At 70.5% G+C, this 19,267-nt stretch carries 17 protein-coding genes; 16 read left to right on the top strand and 1 reads right to left on the bottom strand.

Annotation, left to right across the window (positions count from 1 at the left end; genetic code table 11):
- Positions 1 to 10: 10 nt before the first annotated feature.
- Positions 11 to 1,006 (bottom strand): AAA family ATPase, encoded by a 996-nt coding sequence (locus ASG73_RS05195; protein ID WP_055992718.1) that lies wholly within the window; start codon positions 1,004 to 1,006, stop codon positions 11 to 13.
- Positions 1,007 to 1,329: 323 nt separating this feature from the next.
- On the opposite strand from ASG73_RS05195, the gene mraZ reads away from it, so the two are divergent.
- The 16 genes from mraZ to ASG73_RS05115 all read left to right on the top strand — a co-directional run bounded on the left by mraZ (position 1,330) and on the right by ASG73_RS05115 (position 19,236).
- The gene (mraZ, locus tag ASG73_RS05190) at positions 1,330 to 1,761 is read left to right on the top strand and encodes a division/cell wall cluster transcriptional repressor MraZ (RefSeq protein ID WP_055991904.1); all 432 of its coding nucleotides are present in this window, start codon (positions 1,330 to 1,332) and stop codon (positions 1,759 to 1,761) included.
- Positions 1,762 to 1,927: 166 nt separating this feature from the next.
- A complete protein-coding gene (gene rsmH / locus ASG73_RS05185) occupies positions 1,928 to 2,932 on the top strand; it encodes a 16S rRNA (cytosine(1402)-N(4))-methyltransferase RsmH (protein ID WP_055991901.1) in 1,005 nt (334 codons plus the stop codon).
- A 3-nt stretch (positions 2,933 to 2,935) separates the two neighbouring features.
- A complete protein-coding gene (locus tag ASG73_RS05180) occupies positions 2,936 to 3,514 on the top strand; it encodes a hypothetical protein (RefSeq protein ID WP_055991898.1) in 579 nt (192 codons plus the stop codon).
- Between the two features lie 43 nt (positions 3,515 to 3,557).
- Positions 3,558 to 5,573: a peptidoglycan D,D-transpeptidase FtsI family protein gene (locus ASG73_RS05175; RefSeq protein WP_235499360.1), complete on the top strand. Its 2,016-nt coding sequence runs from the start codon at positions 3,558 to 3,560 to the stop codon at positions 5,571 to 5,573.
- Positions 5,574 to 5,584: 11 nt separating this feature from the next.
- Entirely contained in the window at positions 5,585 to 7,126 is a 1,542-nt protein-coding gene (locus ASG73_RS05170) for a UDP-N-acetylmuramoyl-L-alanyl-D-glutamate--2,6-diaminopimelate ligase (protein WP_055991895.1), read from the top strand.
- On the top strand, positions 7,123 to 8,526 hold the full coding sequence (locus ASG73_RS05165; protein WP_055991892.1) for a UDP-N-acetylmuramoyl-tripeptide--D-alanyl-D-alanine ligase: 1,404 nt from the start codon (positions 7,123 to 7,125) through the stop codon (positions 8,524 to 8,526). Before ASG73_RS05170 ends, ASG73_RS05165 begins: the two co-directional genes overlap by 4 nt.
- Positions 8,523 to 9,605 carry a phospho-N-acetylmuramoyl-pentapeptide-transferase gene (gene mraY / locus ASG73_RS05160; RefSeq protein WP_055991889.1) on the top strand — a complete coding sequence of 361 codons (1,083 nt, stop codon included), beginning with the start codon at positions 8,523 to 8,525 and terminating at the stop codon, positions 9,603 to 9,605. The genes ASG73_RS05165 and mraY overlap by 4 nt, the downstream gene beginning before the upstream one ends.
- Complete coding sequence (murD, locus tag ASG73_RS05155; protein WP_156466144.1) at positions 9,602 to 11,101, top strand: UDP-N-acetylmuramoyl-L-alanine--D-glutamate ligase; 1,500 nt, start codon at positions 9,602 to 9,604, stop codon at positions 11,099 to 11,101. The genes mraY and murD overlap by 4 nt, the downstream gene beginning before the upstream one ends.
- A gap of 2 nt (positions 11,102 to 11,103) precedes the next feature.
- Positions 11,104 to 12,378, top strand: coding sequence for a putative lipid II flippase FtsW (gene ftsW, locus ASG73_RS05150; RefSeq protein WP_055991883.1), 1,275 nt, complete (start codon positions 11,104 to 11,106; stop codon positions 12,376 to 12,378).
- Entirely contained in the window at positions 12,375 to 13,487 is a 1,113-nt protein-coding gene (murG, locus tag ASG73_RS05145) for an undecaprenyldiphospho-muramoylpentapeptide beta-N-acetylglucosaminyltransferase (RefSeq protein WP_055991880.1), read from the top strand. The genes ftsW and murG overlap by 4 nt, the downstream gene beginning before the upstream one ends.
- Positions 13,488 to 13,596: 109 nt before the next feature.
- Entirely contained in the window at positions 13,597 to 14,922 is a 1,326-nt protein-coding gene (gene murC, locus ASG73_RS05140; RefSeq protein WP_235499378.1) for a UDP-N-acetylmuramate--L-alanine ligase, read from the top strand.
- Positions 14,873 to 15,676 (top strand): cell division protein FtsQ/DivIB, encoded by an 804-nt coding sequence (locus tag ASG73_RS05135; protein ID WP_082567022.1) that lies wholly within the window; start codon positions 14,873 to 14,875, stop codon positions 15,674 to 15,676. Before murC ends, ASG73_RS05135 begins: the two co-directional genes overlap by 50 nt.
- A 148-nt stretch (positions 15,677 to 15,824) precedes the next feature.
- Positions 15,825 to 17,135, top strand: a complete 1,311-nt coding sequence (gene ftsZ / locus ASG73_RS05130; RefSeq protein ID WP_055991871.1) for a cell division protein FtsZ — start codon at positions 15,825 to 15,827, stop codon at positions 17,133 to 17,135.
- A 139-nt stretch (positions 17,136 to 17,274) separates the two neighbouring features.
- Positions 17,275 to 18,006, top strand: coding sequence for a polyphenol oxidase family protein (locus ASG73_RS05125; protein ID WP_055991868.1), 732 nt, complete (start codon positions 17,275 to 17,277; stop codon positions 18,004 to 18,006).
- A complete protein-coding gene (locus ASG73_RS05120) occupies positions 18,003 to 18,713 on the top strand; it encodes a YggS family pyridoxal phosphate-dependent enzyme (protein WP_055991864.1) in 711 nt (236 codons plus the stop codon). The genes ASG73_RS05125 and ASG73_RS05120 overlap by 4 nt, the downstream gene beginning before the upstream one ends.
- A 52-nt stretch (positions 18,714 to 18,765) precedes the next feature.
- On the top strand, positions 18,766 to 19,236 hold the full coding sequence (locus tag ASG73_RS05115; RefSeq protein ID WP_055991861.1) for a cell division protein SepF: 471 nt from the start codon (positions 18,766 to 18,768) through the stop codon (positions 19,234 to 19,236).
- The last annotated feature ends 31 nt before the right edge of the window (positions 19,237 to 19,267 follow it).

The raw sequence follows: 19,267 nt of genomic DNA, 5'->3' as shown, positions 1-19,267 counted from the left end.
CGGGATCTCCTCATCTCGCAGCCGGGACCCGGGTGCGGCGCACGAGCTCGGTGACGATCTCCAGCGGCTCGCGGCGAGCCAGCTGGGCCTCGCTGCTGAGCAGCAACCGGTGGGCGAGCACGATGGGGGCGATGGCCTGGATGTCGTCGGGCAGGACGTGGTCACGTCCTGCCAGGGCAGCGCGGGAGCGGCCGGCGCGCAGCAGGTGCAGGGTCGCTCGCGGGGAGGCCCCCAGACGGATCAGGGAGCTGGTGCGCGTCATCGCCGCGATGTCGACGATGTACTGCCGCACGGCAGGCGAGGTGTGGACGGTGCGCACCGCATGGATGAGTCGGCTGATGCCCGCTGCGTCGGTGACGGGCCGCAGCTGCTCGATCGGGGAGCTCGCGCCGTGGTGGTCGAGCATCGCGACCTCGGCAGCCGCTGTCGGGTAGCCCATCGACAGGCGGGCCATGAAGCGGTCGCGCTGGGCCTCGGGCAGCGGGTACGTGCCCTCCATCTCCACGGGGTTCTGCGTCGCCATGATCATGAAGGGGTGCGGCAGCTCGTAGGTGTGGCCGTCGACCGTCACCTGCGACTCCTCCATGCACTCCAGGAGAGCCGACTGCGCCTTGGGTGACGCGCGGTTGATCTCGTCGCCGACGACGACATTGGCGAAGACCGCCCCGGGACGGAACTCGAAGTCGCGCCGCTCCTGGTTGTAGATGCTCACGCCGGTGATGTCGCTCGGCAGCAGGTCGGGAGTGAACTGCACGCGGCGCACCGACACGTCGATGCTGCGCGCGAGGGTCTTGGCGAGCATCGTCTTGCCGACGCCGGGGACATCCTCGATGAGCAGGTGCCCCTCCGCCAGAAGCGCGGTGATGGCCGTGAGCACCACATCGGGCTTGCCCTCGATGACCGAGTTCATCGTGTCGGCGAGTGCACCCCCGACACGTACGACGTCCTCGAGGTCTGCGCTGGGTGATGGCGTCACCGAGGGCGTGCTCTCTCTGCTGAGAGTCACCAGGTCTCCGATCCGGACGAGCTCGCCGCCCCACTTCGCTCCGCTGTCCACCCGACCTTAAGGGGCGCAGCGCCCCGGACCGCGGGAAATGCGGTCACCAGCCGGTCACGGTGGCGCAAGAGGAGGGGGAGAACCCCCCTTCGGCCCGGAATGGTGAAAAAGTGCCCCACTTTGCACCACCCCTTGTTTATCAGGGAAAACCCAGCAAATTTTTCGCTCAGGAGGGCCGTCTGGGGTGTGCTTGGGAGCAGTAGTGGAGTAAAGTGGTGGAACAAGGAAGAGCAGGGAGCCATGAGGGTCGACACGAAGGGGAGGTGGGCGCGATGTTTCTCGGTACCCACACCCCGAAGCTCGACGACAAGGGCCGCCTGTTCCTCCCCGCCAAGTTCCGCGACAAGCTCGCCGGCGGTCTGGTCATGACCCGCGGCCAGGAGCGCTGCCTCTACGTCTTCCCGATGGAGGAGTTCGTCAAGGTCACGCAGAAGTTCCAGGAGGCGCCCACCTCCAGCAAGGCCGCACGTGACTACATGCGCGTCTTCCTCTCCGGCGCCAGCGACGAGATCCCCGACAAGCAGGGCCGGGTCACCGTGCCCGCCGCGCTGCGTCAGTACGCCGGCCTGGACCGTGACTGCACGGTCATCGGCACCGGCTCGCGCGTCGAGGTCTGGGACACCACTGCGTGGAACGACTACCTCGCCAGCACCGAGCAGGCCTTCGCCGACCAGTCCGAGGAGGTGATCCCCGGACTCATGTGAGGCAGCTGCCATCCGGCCTCCAGCCGTGACGGCGCCGACCCGACTTCCCCCGGGCCGGATCGTCCCGGATGGGGACCAGGTGGCAGCTGCAGGACAGACCCGGAGATCACCCCCGACACCGCACCACGACCACCACAACCACCGAGCCGAGACGAAGGGAGTGCCCGTGGACGACGCAGACGCCCGACCCCAGCAGGGTCGCGACGCCGCCTCCCGGCACGTCCCCGTCATGCTCACCGAGGTCCTCGACCTGCTCGCGCCCGCGCTCTCCACGCCGGGCGCGATCCACGTCGACGGGACCCTCGGCATGGGTGGGCACGCAGAAGCCGTCCTCGAGGCCGACCCGCAGGTGCGCCTCATCGGCATCGACCGCGACCCGCAGGCGCTGCGCCTCGCGGGGGAGCGGCTCGCCCGGTTCGGCGAGCGGGCCACGCTCGTGCACGCGGTCAACGACGAGATCGGCTCGGTCCTCGACGACCTCGGCATCGAGACCGTGACCTCTGCCTTCTTCGACCTCGGGGTCTCCTCGCTGCAGCTCGACGAGACCGAGCGCGGCTTCGCCTACGCCCACGACGCGCCACTGGACATGCGGATGGACCCGACGACCGGGATGACCGCGGCCGAGGTGCTCAACACCTACGACGGGCGTGAGCTCGCCCGGGTGCTGTCCCAGTACGGCGAGGAGCGCTTCGCGCAGAAGATCGCCCGCGCGGTCGTCAGGGAGCGGGAGGCCGCTCCCTTCGATCGGTCCGGCCGCCTCGTGGAGCTGCTGCGCGCAACCATCCCGATGGCCTCTCAGCGCAATGGCGGGCACCCGGCCAAGCGGACCTTCCAAGCGCTGCGCATCGAGGTCAACGAGGAGCTTGCAGGCTGGGCCCGAGCGATCCCCGTGGCCCTGGACCGGATCSCCGTCGGCGGTCGTATCGCGATCCTGTCCTTCCACTCCCTCGAGGACCGGATCACCAAGCGCGCCCTGGCCGCCGGTGCCGCATCCACCTCGCCCGTCGACCTGCCGGTCGAGCTGCCCGAGCACGCGCCCGAGCTGCGCCTGCTCAGTCGCAAGGCCCTGACCCCCGGTGCGTCAGAGCTCGCGACCAACCCCCGCTCCGCCTCGGTCCACCTGCGTGGGGCCGAGCGCATCCGTCCTCCCCGTCGCACGAAAGGCGCCTGACAGATGAGCCAGTCGACCGTCGCCACCACTGTTGCCCGTCGCGCGCCCGCCAGCCGGCAGCGCGCCTCGCTGCAGGTGGTCACCCCCGCCGACCGCGCCGGATCGGTGTGGTTCCCCGTCGTGTGCGTGGCCCTGCTCCTCGCCGGGCTGGCAGCCGTCCTCGGCTTCAACACGTCGATGGCTCAGGACTCCTTCAAGGTCTCGGCGCTCGAGTCGCGCTCGGCGACCCTGGCCGACAACGAGGACGCGCTCGCCCAGTCGATCAACTCCAAGGCGGCCCCCCAGCGTCTGGCCGTCCGCGCCGACGAGCTCGGGATGGTGCCGGCGAGCAGCGCCGCCTTCATCGACATCGACAAGGACAAGGTCCTCGGCGTGGCGGAGGTGGCCAAGGCGCCGGTCGGATTTAACGTGGGAGCAGCCGCGACGAGCACCGCGGACGAGCCGAGCACGGCAGAGAAGGCCGAGAAGGCTGACAAGACCAAGAAGGCCGACAAGGCCGAGAAGGCCGACAAGGCCGAGAAGGCCGACAAGGCCAAGAGCCCGACCAAGACCGCGAAGAAGAACTCGTCGGCGAAGAACTGATCGTCACCGACCACCACGACGCCGACCACGAAAGGGCCGTACGTTGAGCCAGCGCCGACCCGAGCGTCCCCGGGGCACCGGCCGCCCCGCGGGTGGACAGCGGCCCGTCAAGAAGGCAGCGGCGAAGCGGCCCACGAAGAAGGCGGCACCCGCCAAGAAGGTGGCACCCGCCAAGAAGGCCACCTCGGCCCGCAGGCCCGCTGCGCGCCCGACGTCCCGGCGACCGGCCGCTCGCCCGGCCGCCGTCGGCAACCCGCGGGCTCGCATGCGCGGCATGATGGTCGTCTCGCTCATCGTCCTCAGCCTCTTCGCGGCCCAGCTCGTGCGCATCCAGGGCTTCGACTCCGAGGCCGTGGCGGCGGACGCCCTGGCCCAGCGCACCCAGACCGAGGCGATCCCGGCGCACCGCGGCACGATCTACGACGCCAACAACACCGTGCTCGCGCAGAGCCAGGAGCGACGCACCGTCGTCATCGACCAGACGGCGGTCACCGAGTACGAGAAGAAGGTCGCCGGGACCCGCACCAAGGTCGGGGTCGAGGGCGCGGCCAAGGACCTGGCCGCGATCCTCGGCGAGTCGGCCCGCGAGCTGGAGCCGAAGCTCACGGGGACACAGCGGTACCGCATCGTCGCCAAGAACATCTCGCCGCTCACCTGGCGCCGGATCAACGCCCTCGGCATCCCGGGCGTCTACTCCGAGCGCAGCTCGCAGCGCACCTACCCCCAGTCGACGACCGTGGCCTCGCTCGTGGGCTTCGTCCAGCCGCAGGACCAGACCGCCGGCGGCGGTCTGGAGCTGCAGTTCGACGACATCCTGAAGGGCACGCCCGGGCAGGCCACCTACGAGATCGCCCAGGACGGCTCCCGGCTGCCCAATGCCTCCGACGACGTCAGCTCGGCGACGTCCGGCAAGGACATCCGTCTGACGATCGACAACGACATCCAGTGGTACGCACAAAATGCCCTGGCCAACCAGGTCAAGAAGACCCAGGCGCTCTCCGGGACGATCGTCGTCCAGCGGGTCGACACGGGTGAGCTGGTGGCGCTCGCGTCGTACCCGACCTTCGACCCCAACAACCTCGGCGATGGCAAGGGCGTCTACTCCAACCTCGCCTTCAGCGATGTCTTCGAGCCGGGCTCGACCTCCAAGATCATGACCGTCGCGGCCGGTCTCGAGGAGGGGAACATCACCCCCAGCACGCCGATGATCCTGCCGGGCTCCATGGAGCGCGGCAACCGTGTCCTGAAGGACTCCCACCCGCACCCCGACGAGTACCGCACGGTCGCCGGCGCCCTCGCGGAGTCGAGCAACACCGGCGCGATGCTCATCGGCGAGACGATGACTCCCAAGACCATGGAGGAGTACCTGCGCAAGTTCGGGCTCGGGAGCACCAGCGGCTCCGGGTTCCCCGGTGAGTCCGCAGGTCTGCTACCCAAGTCCGAGACGTGGAGCGGCTCCCAGCGCGCGACCATCACCTACGGTCAGGGCATCTCGACGACTGCCGTGCAGGTGACCAATGTCTTCCAGGCGATCGCCAACGGCGGGGTCCGGATCAGCCCGACCTTCGTCAAGGAGATCAGCGACGGTGAGGGCGGGTGGGACCCGGCCCCGGCCGGCAAGCGCACCAAGACCGTCTCCAAGAAGTCCGCCGACCAGGTCGCCCGCATGCTCGAGGGCGTCGTCTCCGACGAGGGGACCGCGCCGGAGGCGAAGATCGAGGGCTACCGCGTCGCGGGCAAGACCGGTACCGCCGACCGCTACGACCCCAAGGTCGGCGGGTACTCCGGCAAGACCGCGAGCTTCATCGGGTTCGCCCCGGCCGACGACCCTCAGCTCGTCGTGTCGGTGATCCTGCAGCGTCCGATCAAGGGCTATTACGGCGGTACCGTCGCGGCGCCGGTCTTCAAGGACGTCATGACCTACGCCCTGCAGAAGGAGAAGGTCCCGCCGACGCCGCAGGACCAGAAGGCCCCCAAGGTCAAGACCAAGCTGTCCAAGCGCCCCGCCGCAGACACCCCGGGCCTGCTCATGGACCACGGTTCGCCGGGCGCCGGGTAGGCTCAGGCGCCGTGTCTTTCCCTCGCCCCGAGCGGGCTCTCCCGCTGACCCTGCGTACCGTCACCGAGCTCATCGGGGACGGTGCCCGGCTGATCCACGGTGACCCCGAGACCGTGGTGACCGGCATCTCCCTCGATACCGCCACCCTTCGCCCCGGTGACCTGTGGGCGGCACTGCCGGGGGCTCGCGCCCACGGCGCCGACTTCGTCGAGAAGGCCCTTGCGGCCGGCGCGGTGGCCGTGCTGACCAACGCCGACGGGGTCTCTCGACTCCGGGCGTCGGGGGTCGATCTGCCGCTCATCGAGTGCGAGGCCCCGCGCGAGGTCCTCGGTCGTGTGTCCGCAGCGCTCTACGACAGCGGCGACGAGCGACCCACGATGTTCGGCATCACCGGGACCAACGGCAAGACCACGACCGCCTACCTCATGGTCTCGGCCCTCGAGGCGCTGGGACACACCACGGGGCTCATCGGCACGATCGAGACCCGGATCGGTGACGAGCGGATCCGCTCGGTGCGCACGACCCCGGAGGCGACCGACCTGCACGCGCTGCTGGCCACCATGGCGGAGCGCGGCGTCGACGAGTGCGTCATGGAGGTCTCCAGCCACGCGCTGAGCCTCCACCGGGTCGACGAGGTCGTCTACGACGTGGCCCTCTTCGCCAACCTCAGCCAGGACCACCTCGACTTCCACGGCACGATGGAGGACTACTACCTGGCCAAGGCCAGCCTCTTCACGCCCGAACGTTCCCGCCGGGCCGTGGTGTGCATCGACGACGAGTGGGGGCAGCGGCTGGCGCAGGAGACCACGGTGCCGGTCACGACGGTCACCTCCCGACTGGATGTCGAAGCTGATTGGATCATCGGCGGCGACCCCCGTCAGGCACAGCTGAGCCTGACGGGCGAGGACCATGTCCTCCACCTCGAGTCGGCTCTCCCGGGCGACTTCAACCGGGTCAACACCGCGATGGCCGCCGTCGCACTCATGGAGGCCGGCATCTCGACGGCGCAGGTCGCCGAGGCCGTCCTCGCACCACCGCAGGTTCCCGGCCGGATGGAGGTCGTGCACCCGAGCGACCCCGACCGCGAGGACCTGCCGCGCGCGATCGTCGACTTCGCCCACACCCCTGACGCCGTGGGCGCCGCGCTGGCCGCTCTGCGCCCGCAGACCAACGGCGTGCTCGTCGCCGTCCTCGGTGCCGGCGGCAGTCGTGACCCGGGCAAGCGGCCGGGCATGGGTGCCTCCGCCGCGGCCCACGCCGACGTCGTCATCGTCACCGACGACAACCCGCGTGACGAGGACCCTGCGGACATCCGCGAGGCCGTCGCCGAGGGCGTGTGGCCCCGCTCCCGCGCCCGTCTCGAGGTCGTCGAAGGCCGCGTGAGCGCCATCGAGCGTGCGGTCGAGATCGCCCACGAGTCCGGGCCCGGCGCGACCGTCGCGGTCCTGGGCAAGGGCCATGAGCAAGGACAAGAGGTCCGCGGACAGATCCGCGACCACGACGACCGGGCGGTCCTGCGGGCCGCCCTCGACCGCCGGAGCATCAGCGGATGATCCCCACGACCTTGGGCGCACTGGCCGGTATCACCGGCGGGCGCCTCCACGGCTGCAGCACCACGCAGGCGCAGGCGATCACCGTCGACGGCCCCGTCGTCACCGACTCACGCGAGGCCGGCCCCGGAAGCCTGTACGTCGCCCGGATCGGTGAGAGCGCCGACGGGCACGACTTCGTCCCCGGTGCAGCCGAGCGGGGAGCCGTCGCGGCCCTCACCACCCGGCCGGTCGACGCGCTCCCGTGCGTGGTCGTCGACGACGAGCAGGCGGGTTTCGTCGCCCTCGCCCGCCACCTCGTCGACTCGAGCCCCGACCTGAAGGTCATCGGGATCACCGGATCCTCCGGCAAGACGAGCACCAAGGACCTCCTCGGGTCGGTCCTGACGACCGTCGGCGAGACCGTCGCCCCCATCGGGTCGTACAACTCCGAGGTCGGCGTCCCGCTCACCGTCTGCCGGATCACCCCCACGACCGACCACCTCGTCGTCGAGCTGGGCGCGCGCGGGATCGGCCACATCGACTACCTCACCAGGATCGCGCCACCGCGCATCGGCATCGTGCTCAACGTCGGACACGCGCACGTCGGCGAGTTCGGCTCCGTCGAGGCCATCGCGCAGGCGAAGGGAGAGCTGCCCGCCTCCCTTCCCGCTGACGGGGTCGCGGTGCTCAACGCCGACGACCCGCTCGTCGCCGCGATGGCGCAGCGGACCTCGGCCACCGTCGTGCTGGTCGGTGAGTCCGACACGGCGCAGGTGCGGGCCGTCGACGTGACGCTCGACGAGCTGGGTGCTGCCTCCTTCACCGTGCAGGCCCCCTTCGGCAGTGCCCGCGTACGGCTCTCGCTCGTGGGACGCCACCACGTCGGCAACGCGCTGGCCGTCATCGCCGCGGCCCACGCCGCCGGCATGACGCTCGAGCAGATCGTCCCCGCCCTGGCCGCGGCCCGCCCGGTGAGCCGCTGGCGGATGGAGGTCACCCGCCGCGAGGACGGCGTCGTCATCGTCAACGACGCCTACAACGCCAACCCTGACTCGATGTCCGCCGCCCTGCGCAGCGTCGCCGGCATGGCCACGACCGGGCGGCGCTGGGCAGTCCTCGGCACCATGCTCGAGCTGGGGGACGACTCCGCACGGCTGCACACCTCGGTGGGCCGCGAGGCCGCGGAGCTCGGTTTCGACGAGATCCTCGTCGTCGGCGAGTCGGCGGCACCGATCGCGGCCGGCGCGGGGGAGACTGGGGCCCGCGACGTCAACGTCCGGGTCGTCCCGGACACCGACGCCGCTGAGGCCGTCCTGGCGGCCGAGCTCGCCACGCCGGACATCGCCGTGTTCAAGTCGAGCCGTGATGCCGGACTACGGTGGCTCGGAGATCGCATCGTCACAAGGGAGGCCCGTTCGTGAAGGCAGTGGTCATCGCGTCCGTCGTGTCCCTCGTCTTTGCCCTCTTGGGCACGCCGATGTTCATCCGCTACCTGGTCAAGCAGGGCTACGGACAGTTCATCCGCGACGACGGACCCACCTCCCACCACACCAAGCGCGGCACGCCGACGATGGGTGGTGCCGTCATCATCCTCGCGACGGTGCTGGCCTACACGGCCGCTCACCTCGTGGTGTGGAACCCACCGACCGTGAGCGGTCTGCTCGTCCTCTTCCTCATGGTGGGTATGGGAGCCGTCGGCTTCGCCGACGACTACATCAAGATCAGCCAGCAGCGCAGTCTCGGCCTCAGGTCGGGCCAGAAGCTCGCTGGGCAGGCAGCGGTCGGCATCATCTTCGCCGTGCTCGCCCTGCAGTTCCCCAACGACGCCCTGCGTCGGCCCGCCTCCACGAGCATCTCCTTCGTGCGTGACACGGCCTTCGACCTGGCCCTCGCCGGTCCGGTCGTGGGGACGATCCTCTTCATCCTGTGGGCCAACCTGATGATCGCCGGCACCTCCAACGGCGTGAACCTCACCGACGGCCTCGACGGACTGGCGACCGGTTCATCGGTCATGGTCTTCGCCGCCTATGTCGTCATCTCGATCTGGCAGTTCAACCAGAACTGCCAGACCAACCCCGGCATCAACTGCTACGACGTGCGGGACCCGCTGGACCTCGCGGTCGTCGCGGCGGCCGGTACCGGCGCGTGCTTCGGGTTCTTGTGGTGGAATGCCGCGCCCGCCAAGATCTTCATGGGCGACACCGGCTCGCTGGCCCTCGGCGGAGCCCTCGCGGGCCTGGCGATCCTCTCGCGCACCGAGCTGCTCATCGTCATCCTCGGCGGCCTCTTCGTCACCATCACGGCCTCGGTCATCATCCAGGTCGCCTCCTTCAAGACCACCGGCAAGCGGGTCTTCCGCATGGCACCCCTCCAGCACCACTTCGAGCTGCTCGGGTGGCAGGAGGTCACGATCGTCATCCGCTTCTGGATCATCGCCGGCCTCTTCGTCGGCGCCGGTCTGGCGCTCTTCTACGGCGAGTGGGTCGTGGGAGCACCGTGAGCGGTGCCCACCCGCGCGGAGCACGGCTGGCCGGTCTGACCAGCAGCGAGGCCGACTGGAGTGGCCTGCGCGTCGTCGTCACGGGGCTCGGGGTGAGCGGCTACGCCGCCGCGGACGCCCTGCTCCAGTACGGCGCCGACGTACGAGTCGTCGATGCCAAGACGCCCGAGCCCGAGACCCCGATGGCCCAGCGGGCCCAGATCCTCGAGGTCCTCGACGCCCACCTGCACCTCGGAGACGGTGCCGAGAGCGCGTTGCCCGTCCCCGCGGACGACATCGACCTCATCGTGACCTCTCCGGGCTGGCCTCCGCACCAGCCCCTGCTGGCAGCGGCAGCCGAGGCCGGCATCCCGATCTGGGGTGACGTCGAGCTCGCGTGGCGGTTGCGTCCCAGCACCGGGGCGGCGCCGTGGCTCCTCGTCACGGGCACCAACGGCAAGACCACCACCGTCCAGATGCTCACCTCGATCCTGCGGGCCGCCGGGCTGCGGGCCGCCAGCGGCGGCAATGTCGGCACCCCGGTGCTCGACCTGGTCCAGCACCCCGACCCCTATGACGTCATCGCCGTCGAGCTGAGCAGCTTCCAGCTGCACTGGAGCGACTCCCTTCGCCCACAAGCGGCCGCCTGCCTCAACATCGCCGCCGACCACATCGACTGGCACGGCTCCTTAGAGGAGTACGCCGCGGCCAAGGGCAAGGTCTACGCCAACACCGAGATCGCCTGCGTCTACAACGAGCAGGACCCGGCCACCCGCCGCCTCGTCGAGGAGGCCGATGTCATCGAGGGCTGCCGCGCCGTCAGCTTCACCCTCGGCAGCCCCGGACCGTCGATGCTCGGCCTGGTCGACAACGTGCTCGCCGACCGGGCCTTCGTGCAGGACCGGGCCGCGACCGCGGCCGAGCTCGGCACGCTCGCCGACCTCCAGGGCGACGCGCCGAGCGTCCCGCCGCACCTGGTCGCCAATGCCCTCGCCGCTGCCGCCCTCGCGCGTGCGCACGGCGTCCCGCCCGTCGCGGTGCGCGACGGGCTGCGCGCCTGGCGACCCGAGCCGCACCGCATCGCCCACGTCGCCACTCAGGGCGAGGTGCACTGGATCGATGACTCCAAGGCGACCAACCCCCACGCGGCGCAGGCCAGCCTGACCTCCTACGAGCACGTCGTGTGGGTCGCCGGGGGACTGCTCAAGGGGGCCGATGTCGACGAGCTCGTCGCGGCTGCCGCGAGGCGACTACGCGCTGCCGTCCTCATCGGCCGCGACCGGGAGCAGATCGCGGCCGCCTTGGCACGACACGCCCCCGAGGTCCCGGTGATCGACGTCGTGGCAACGGACACTGGGGCGATGGATCTCGTCGTCCGACACGCGGCAGAGCTCGCGCGGCCGGGGGACGTGGTGCTGCTCGCCCCGGCAGCGGCATCCATGGACATGTTCGACAACTACGGGGCGCGCGGCGATGCCTTCGCTGCCGCGGTGGATCGGTACCTGCAGGAGGGGTGAGTGTGAGCAGCAGCGCAGCGACCAGTCGTCGCGCCGGTACGCGGCCCGCTCGCACCCGGATCGAGCAGTGGACGGCCCGCTTCGAGTCGCCGATGACGACCTACTACCTCCTGCTCGGAGTCGTCGGTCTGCTCGTCGGCATCGGTCTGGTCATGGTCCTGTCGGCGTCGATGATCGTCTCCCTGAGAGAAAACGACTCGTCCTTCACGATCTTCCTCAAGCAGTTCGTCTTCGCTCTCGCCGGTGGGGTCGCCCTGTGGTGGGCCTCGCGGCGCAGCGTGCTCTTCTGGAAGCGCTTCGCACTGCCCGCGATCGCGGCCTCCTTCGTCCTGCTCGGCCTGGTCCTCACTCCTCTCGGCTTCGGCTTCCAGGGCAACCGCAACTGGATCGGTGTCGGATCGCTGTCGATCCAACCGAGCGAGATCGCCAAGATCGGGCTCGTCCTCGGTGGCGCGCTCGTCCTCGAGCGCAAGCGGGAGCTGCTCGGCTCGATCAAGCACGCGCTCGTCCCCTTCGTCGCCCCGGTGGCCCTGGGCATGGTGCTGCTGGTCATGCTCGGCCACGACCTCGGGACCGCCATGGTCATCCTCGCGATCGTCGTCGGCATGCTCTTCGCGGCCGGGATCCAGCTGCGCTGGTTCGCGCTCGGCGCTGGTGTCCTGGCCGTCCTCGGCTTCATGGCGGCCAGCCTCGGCAACAACCGCATGGAGCGCATCCAGGTCTGGCTCGACCCGGCCCGGTGCGCACCCGGTACGGAGTCCTTCTACGGTGTCTGCCGGCAGTCCATCCACGGCCGATATGCCCTCGCCGACGGCGGCTGGCTCGGTGTCGGGCTCGGGGCGAGCCGGGAGAAGTGGGGATGGCTCTCCGAGCCCTACAACGACTTCATCTTCGCGATCATCGGCGAGGAGCTGGGCCTGCTCGGCTCCCTGGCGATCCTCGGTCTGTTCGCGGCCTTCGCCCTCGCGGGTCTGCGGCTGGTGACGCGCACCGAGGACTTCTTCGTGCGCATCGCCACCGCAGGTATCTGTTCCTGGGTGCTCATCCAGGCCATCATCAACATCGGCGCCGTGATCGGCATGCTCCCGGTCATCGGCGTCCCGCTGCCCTTCGTCTCCTCGGGCGGGTCCTCACTCGTCACATCGATGCTCGCTGTCGGTGTCCTGCTGAGCTTCGCTCGTGCCGAGCCCGGCTGCTCTGAGATGATCGCGGCGAAACCCTCCCGGGTGCGTGCCCTGCTCGCCCGGTTCCCCAGCAGGAGGACATCCACGCGATGACGCCCATCCGCCCCTCACGCATCCTGCTGGCGGGGGGTGGCACCGCCGGACACGTCTCCCCGCTGCTCGCCCTCGCCGACTGCCTTCGCCGTCGTGACCCCGAGGTGGCGATCCTCGCCCTCGGCACCGGCGAAGGGCTCGAGTCCCGCCTCGTCCCCGAGCGCGGGTACGACTTCGCGACCATCCCCAAGGTGCCACTGCCGCGCCGCCCCTCCGGCGATCTCGTGCGCCTCCCGGTCAACCTGCGGCGGGCCGTCGCCTCCGCCGGGCGGGCCATCGAGCAGATCGACGCCCAGGTGGTCGTGGGCTTCGGTGGTTATGTGTCGACCCCCGCCTACCTGGCCGCTCGCAAGGCCGGTGTGCCCATCGTCATCCACGAGCAGAACGCTCGGGCCGGCATCGCCAACAAGGTGGGGGCCCGCTTCACCGACCACATCGGCGTGACCTTCCCCGGCACCAAGCTGGCCGGGGGGCGCGTCATCGGCATGCCCCTGCGCCCCGAGATCATCGCCCTCGACCGGGCCGCAGAGCGAGCCCCGGCGCGAGCCGGCCTGGGCCTGCGCGACGACCTGCCGGTCCTCCTGGTGACGGGTGGATCGCTCGGTGCCAAGCGACTCAACGACGCCTTCGCCGCGAGCGTCGCCACGCTGCGTGACGCCGGGGTGCAGGTGCTGCACGCGACCGGCGCCGGCAAGGACTTCGTCGCGCTCGGTGGTGACGAGTCCGTCCCGTACGTCGTCATGCCCTACGTCGACCGGATGGACCTGGCCTATGCGGCGGCGGACGCCGTCGTCTGTCGTGCCGGGGCCAACACCGTCTGCGAGCTGACCGCCGTGGGTCTGCCCGGCGTCTACGTCCCGCTGCCCATCGGCAACGGCGAGCAGCGCCTCAACGCCGCAGACGTCGTGGAGGTCGGGGGAGGCCTCCTCGTCGAGGATGCTGACGTCGACCCGGCGTGGGTGGCGCGAGAGATCGTGCCCTTGCTGCAGGACCGCACCCGTCTGGAGACGATGTCCGTCGCCGCGGCGTCGGTCGGCCACCGCGACGCCGACGAGACCCTCGCCGACATGGTCACGCAGGCGTGGCAGTCCGGGGGCAGCCGTGGTTGAGGCCCCCCTGCCTCCCGTGCCGCGCAACGAGCGCTTCGACGTGCTCGCCCCCCGCGTGCCGCTCGCGGACCTCGGAGTCGTCCATGTCCTGGCCGCTGGCGGTGCGGGCATGTCGGCGATCGTGCGCCTGCTCCTGGACGCCGGCGTGGAGGTGCGCGGCAGCGACGCCAAGGACTCACCCCTGCTGGACCGGCTGCGTGAGCGCGGCGCGACGATCTGGGTCGGTCACGACCCGGTGCACCTCGAGGGTGCCGACACGGTCGTCGTCTCCTCCGCCATCCGCGAGGACAACTCCGAGCTCGCCGCCGCGCGTTCACGCGGCCTGCGGGTGCTCCACCGCAGTCAAGCCTTGGCCTCGGCGATGGGGGAGCAGTCCCGCGTGGCCATCGCCGGTGCCAACGGCAAGACGACGACGAGCTCGATGCTCACCGTCGCCCTGCTCGAGGCCGGCGAGGCGCCGTCCTTCGCGCTCGGTGGTGAGCTGTCCACCCAAGGCGTCAATGCAGCGCTGGGGACGGGGACGGCCTTCATCGCGGAGGCCGACGAGTCCGATGGTTCCTTCCTCGCCTACCAGCCCGACGTCGCCGTCGTGACCAATGTCCAGCCCGACCACCTCGACTTCTACGGCGACGTCGAGACCGTCGAGTCGGCGTACCTCGAGTTCGCCGGGACGATCGTCGGCGGGGGGCTCCTCGTGGTCTGCGCCGACGACGCAGGGTCTGAGCGTCTGGCCGTCCGGGCGAGCGCGGCGGGGCTGCGCGTCGTGCGTTACGGCTTCGCCGAGAACGCCGACGTGCGCCTCGTCGATCCTGCCTTCGACGGCACGAGCGCCCGCACCGTCCTCGTCGAGGGCGAGGTGCGACGCGAGCTGGCGATCACCGTTCCGGGCCGGCACAACCTGCTCAACGCCGCAGCCGCCTACGCCGCAGCCGCCCATGGCCTCGGCGTGGAGCCTCAGGCAGTCCTCGACGGCCTGGCCGCCTACGGAGGAACTCGACGCCGCTTCGAGACCAAGGGCGAGGTGCGCGGGGTCACGGTCGTCGACGACTACGCGCACAACCCCGGCAAGGTCGAGGCGGTCGTGCGCACGGCCAAGGAGATCGCCGGCGAGCACCGACTCTTCGTCATCTTCCAGCCGCACCTGTACTCGCGCACACGCGACTTCGCCCAGGCCTTCGCCGCTGGCCTGTCGCCGGCGGACGAGGTCCTGCTGCTCGACATCTACGGCGCCCGCGAGGACCCGATGGACGGCGTCAGCTCCGAGCTGATCGCCGGGCCGCTCGTCGCGTCCGGCCGCTCGGCCCGCGTCGTCGACGTGGACACCGCACTGGCGAGCGTCGCGCGCGACGCGCAGCCCGGCGACCTCGTCCTGACCGTGGGCGCGGGTGACATCACGCACCTGGGCCCGCAGCTGCTCGAGGTCCTCGGGCGATGAGGGCCTGCAGGTGAGCCGGGGGAGCGGCACGCGCGAAGCGACCGAGGAGCGCTTCGCCGAGCGCGCGGCCCAGGTGCGTGCGCACCGGGTGCGCCGCTGGGCCGTCGGTCTCCTCGTCGTCGCCGTGCTGCTCGGACTCGGTTGGGTCATCGGATTCTCCTCGGCGCTGGACACCCGGGAGGTCGCGGTCACCGGCGCCGACCCGGCAGACCGACGCCAGGTGGAGCGGATCGCCGAGGACGAGATCGGGACGCCCCTCGTCCGGGTGGACGGCGACGCACTGTCTCGCCGGATCATGGACGAGGTGCCCGGTGCTGCCCATGTCTCGGTCGACTCCGGCTGGCCGCACACCCTCAATGTCAAGGTGACCTCAAGGGTTCCGGCGCTGGCCGTCCGGGCCGGGGGCGGGGCATACCGCCTGCTCGACCTCGAGGGTGTGGTCATTCGGACCGTCTCGAGCGCACCTTCCGGCGTGCCGACCGTGTCGGCCGATGGTGAGGCGCGGGTCTCCGGTCACGGGGTGCGCGCAGCCCAGGGGATGCTCGCCTCGATGCCGCAGGACCTGCGGCGCAAGGTCACGGGGATCGCGGTCGACTCGGCCGACCAGATCAGCTTCACCCTCGGCTCGACCCAGATCATCTGGGGCGATGCCCAACGGCCGGACGTCAAGGTCAAGGTGATCAAGATACTTCTGGCCAAGAAGCCCGAGGTCATCGACGTCTCCGCCCCCGACACGCCGGTGACGAAGGGGTAGTCTGACGACACGCGGGTGCAGCGTTTGCCCAAGCGGCCCGGGCCGCATAACGTCAGCCACACACCGAGCGTGACCAAACTGTAACCCTGAAGTTCACCTTGAGTTTCGGGATCAGGACAGCACCGAGCACCAGCAACAGGAGTCCCCCGTGGCATCAGCCCAGAACTATCTGGCCGTTATCAAGGTCGTCGGCATCGGCGGCGGTGGCGTCAACGCCGTCAATCGGATGATCGAGGTCGGCCTCAAGGGCGTCGAGTTCATCGCGATCAACACCGACGCTCAGGCACTCCTGATGTCTGACGCGGACGTCAAGCTCGACGTCGGTCGTGAGCTGACTCGCGGTCTCGGCGCCGGCGCGGACCCCGAGGTCGGCAAGAAGGCCGCCGAGGACCACGCCGAGGAGATCGAAGAGGTCATCAAGGGGGCCGACATGGTCTTCGTCACCGCGGGCGAGGGCGGTGGCACGGGTACGGGCGGTGCGCCCGTCGTGGCCAAGATCGCCAAGAGCCTCGGTGCCCTCACCATCGGTGTCGTCACGCGTCCCTTCACCTTCGAGGGTCGCCGTCGGGCCAACCAGGCCGAGTCCGGCATCGCTGCGCTGCGCGACGAGGTCGACACCCTCATCGTCATCCCCAACGACCGGCTGCTCTCGATCAGCGACCGCGCGGTCAGCATGCTCGACGCCTTCCGCAGTGCGGACCAGGTGCTGCTCTCCGGTGTGCAGGGCATCACCGACCTGATCACCACGCCCGGCCTGATCAACCTCGACTTCGCCGACGTCAAGTCCGTCATGCAGGGCGCGGGGTCCGCGCTCATGGGGATCGGCTCGGCGAGAGGCGAGGATCGCGCGGTCCAAGCGGCCGAGCTGGCGATATCGTCACCGCTGCTCGAGGCCAGTGTCGACGGCGCCCACGGCGTCCTGCTGTCGATCCAGGGCGGCAGCGACCTCGGCCTCTTCGAGATCAACGAGGCGGCCCGTCTCGTGCAGGAGGCCGCCCACCCCGAGGCCAACATCATCTTCGGTGCGGTCATCGACGACGCCCTCGGTGACGAGGTGCGCGTGACCGTCATCGCGGCCGGCTTCGACGGTGGCGCACCCACCCAGCGTCCCGACGACCGGGCCCTCGGCCAGGTCCAGTCCGGTGGCCAGGGTCGGCAGGCTCCGGCTCAGCAGGCGCCGGCCCAGCAGGCGGCTCCCGTCCGGCAGGCGCCCGCTCAGCAGGCTCCGGCCCAGCAGGTGCCCGTGCAGCAGGTCCCGGCCCAGCAGCAGCGCCCCGCCCAGGGTCAGCCGCACCAGGGTCAGCCGCAGCAGGCTCCGGTCCAGCAGGCGCCCGCTCAGCAGCAGGCTCCGGCGCAGCCGCAGCAGCCCGTCCAGGGTCAGCCGCAGCAGGCCGCGCCGCCGCGTCAGGTGACCTTCGACGACGGCGACGACCTGGACGTTCCCGACTTCCTGAAGTGACCCGCGGCTGACGCCGCACTGCTCGACAAGAGAAACCCTCCCTTCGCAAGAGTTCCAAACCCTTGCGAAGGGAGGGTTTCTCGGGTCACCCCCGAAATCGGGTGGCAGGTGGGGCGAGCCGGCAGAGTAGGTTGCAGTCGTGTTTGCCTGGAGAGATGACGACGCGGGCCTCGTGCGCGCCTTCACCGACCGCCACGACGGGGTGAGTGCGGCCCCCTTCGCCGGCCTCAACCTCGGGGCGCACGTGGGTGACGACCCAGCGGCGGTCGCGGCCAACCGTGCCCGCCTCGAGGAGGCGATCGGCATGACGTCGGTCTGGGCCGACCAGGTCCATGGCAGCGACGTCCTCCACGTGACGCAGGAGCTGCTGCGAGGGCCCCGGACGGACACCGGCGCGGTGGGCATCGGGGACGCCATGGTCACCGACCTCCCCGGGATCGCCCTCGGCGTGCTCGTCGCCGACTGCACGCCCGTCCTCGTGCACGACGAGGACAGTGCGCTCGTCGGGGTGGCCCACGCGGGCCGACCCGGGATGGTCGCCGGTGTCGCCCAGCGCCTCGTCGAGGCCATGCGTGATCTCGGCGCCACCCACCTGATCGCGTCGGTCGGCCCCTCGGTCTGCGGCCGGTGCTACGAGGTGCCCGTCGAGATGCGTGCTGCCGCCGCGCAGGTCGCTCCCGTGTCCGCCGCGGTCACGTGGGCCGGCACCGCCGCGATCGACGTCGCCAGCGGTGTCGTCGACCAGCTGCAGGGGTCCGGGGTGCCCGTGCGGTGGGTCCCCGGGTGCGCCCGCGAGGACGACGCCTACTTCTCCTACCGGCGCGACGGGCAGACCGGACGCTTCGCCGGAGTCATCGGGCGGCCGGCATGACCCAGGACCACGGGCGACGCGAGGAGCTCGCCGCCAACCTCGCCGATGTCGAAGGGAGGATCGCGGCCGCGTGCACGAGTGCCGGCCGGCCCCGCGAGGACGTCCAGCTGATCGTCGTGACGAAGTTCTTCCCCCGCAGCGACCTCGACCTGCTCGCCGGCCTCGGTGTCACCGAGATCGGCGAGAACCGTGAGCAGGAGGCCTCCGCCAAGCTGGCCGAAGGGGGGACCCCGCCCGGTGTGCGCACCCACTTCATCGGTCAGCTGCAGTCCAAGAAGGCCACCGCCGTCGCCCGGTGGGCCGATGTCGTCCAGTCCGTCGACCGGGACAAGCTCATCACCGCGCTGGCGCGCGGTGCCGAGGCCGCCGAGCGTGAGCTGACGGCGCTCATCCAGGTCAACCTGGACCCTGGGGCCGGGGCGGGGCGCGGGGGAGCGGAGCCGGCGGACGTCCCGGCCCTGGCCGACCAGATCGCGAGCAGCTCCCTTCGCCTGGGTGGACTGATGGCCGTCGCTCCCCTGGACGCTGACCCGGACGCCGCTTTCGAGCGGCTCGCACGGCTGCACGAGCGGGTCCTGGCCGACCATCCGCAGGCCGAGATGGTCTCGGCCGGCATGAGTGGCGATCTCGAGGCCGCAGTGCGACACGGAGCGACACACCTGCGTGTCGGGACCGCAATCCTCGGAACTCGCGTGTCACACCGGTAACTTCGGTGACACCGACGAGGCAGCAACCAGTTTGATGTGAGGATTTGACGACATGACGGCACTGCGCAACGCGATGGTGTACCTCGGGCTGGCCGAGGATGACAAGCGCTACGACGAGTACGACGAATACGCCGACGACTACGAGGGCGGCCACGAGCTCGTCGAGGACGAGCGCGCTGCCGAGGTCACCCCGCTGCGTCGCGTCCCGAGCGCGCCGGCTGTCCGTGAGGTGGAGGTCACCCAGATGAACCGCATCACGACGATCCACCCGAGCACGTACAACGATGCCCGCGCCATCGGCGAGAGCTTCCGCAGCAACACCCCGGTGATCATGAACCTCACCGACATGGACGACTCCGACGCCAAGCGCCTCGTCGACTTCGCGGCCGGCCTCGTCTTCGGCCTGCACGGGTCCATCGAGCGCGTGACCAACAAGGTCTTCCTGCTCTCGCCCGAGCACATCGAGGTCGACTCCGAGGGCGGCGAGCCGGTCGCGCCCCGCGCGCTGTTCAACCAGAGCTGACCCTTAGGGACGCTTGCTGCGCAAGCTCCTC

The organism is Janibacter sp. Soil728 (assembly GCF_001428305.1).
In the GTDB taxonomy this organism is placed as follows: domain Bacteria; phylum Actinomycetota; class Actinomycetes; order Actinomycetales; family Dermatophilaceae; genus Janibacter.
Note: the sequence above shows the minus strand (reverse complement) of the source record. Positions and strands in the feature narration are given on the sequence as shown.

Excerpts from the sequence above, each read along its gene's own strand:
- mraZ (WP_055991904.1), top strand. The coding sequence starts at position 1,330 with ATGTTTCTCGGTACCCACACCCCGAAGCTCGACGACAAGGGCCGCCTG.
- ASG73_RS05180 (WP_055991898.1), top strand. The coding sequence starts at position 2,936 with ATGAGCCAGTCGACCGTCGCCACCACTGTTGCCCGTCGCGCGCCCGCC.
- ASG73_RS05115 (WP_055991861.1), top strand. The coding sequence starts at position 18,766 with ATGACGGCACTGCGCAACGCGATGGTGTACCTCGGGCTGGCCGAGGAT.
- murG (WP_055991880.1), top strand. The coding sequence starts at position 12,375 with ATGACGCCCATCCGCCCCTCACGCATCCTGCTGGCGGGGGGTGGCACC.
- ASG73_RS05120 (WP_055991864.1), top strand. The coding sequence starts at position 18,003 with ATGACCCAGGACCACGGGCGACGCGAGGAGCTCGCCGCCAACCTCGCC.
- ASG73_RS05165 (WP_055991892.1), top strand. The coding sequence starts at position 7,123 with ATGATCCCCACGACCTTGGGCGCACTGGCCGGTATCACCGGCGGGCGC.
- murC (WP_235499378.1), top strand. The coding sequence starts at position 13,597 with ATGTCGGCGATCGTGCGCCTGCTCCTGGACGCCGGCGTGGAGGTGCGC.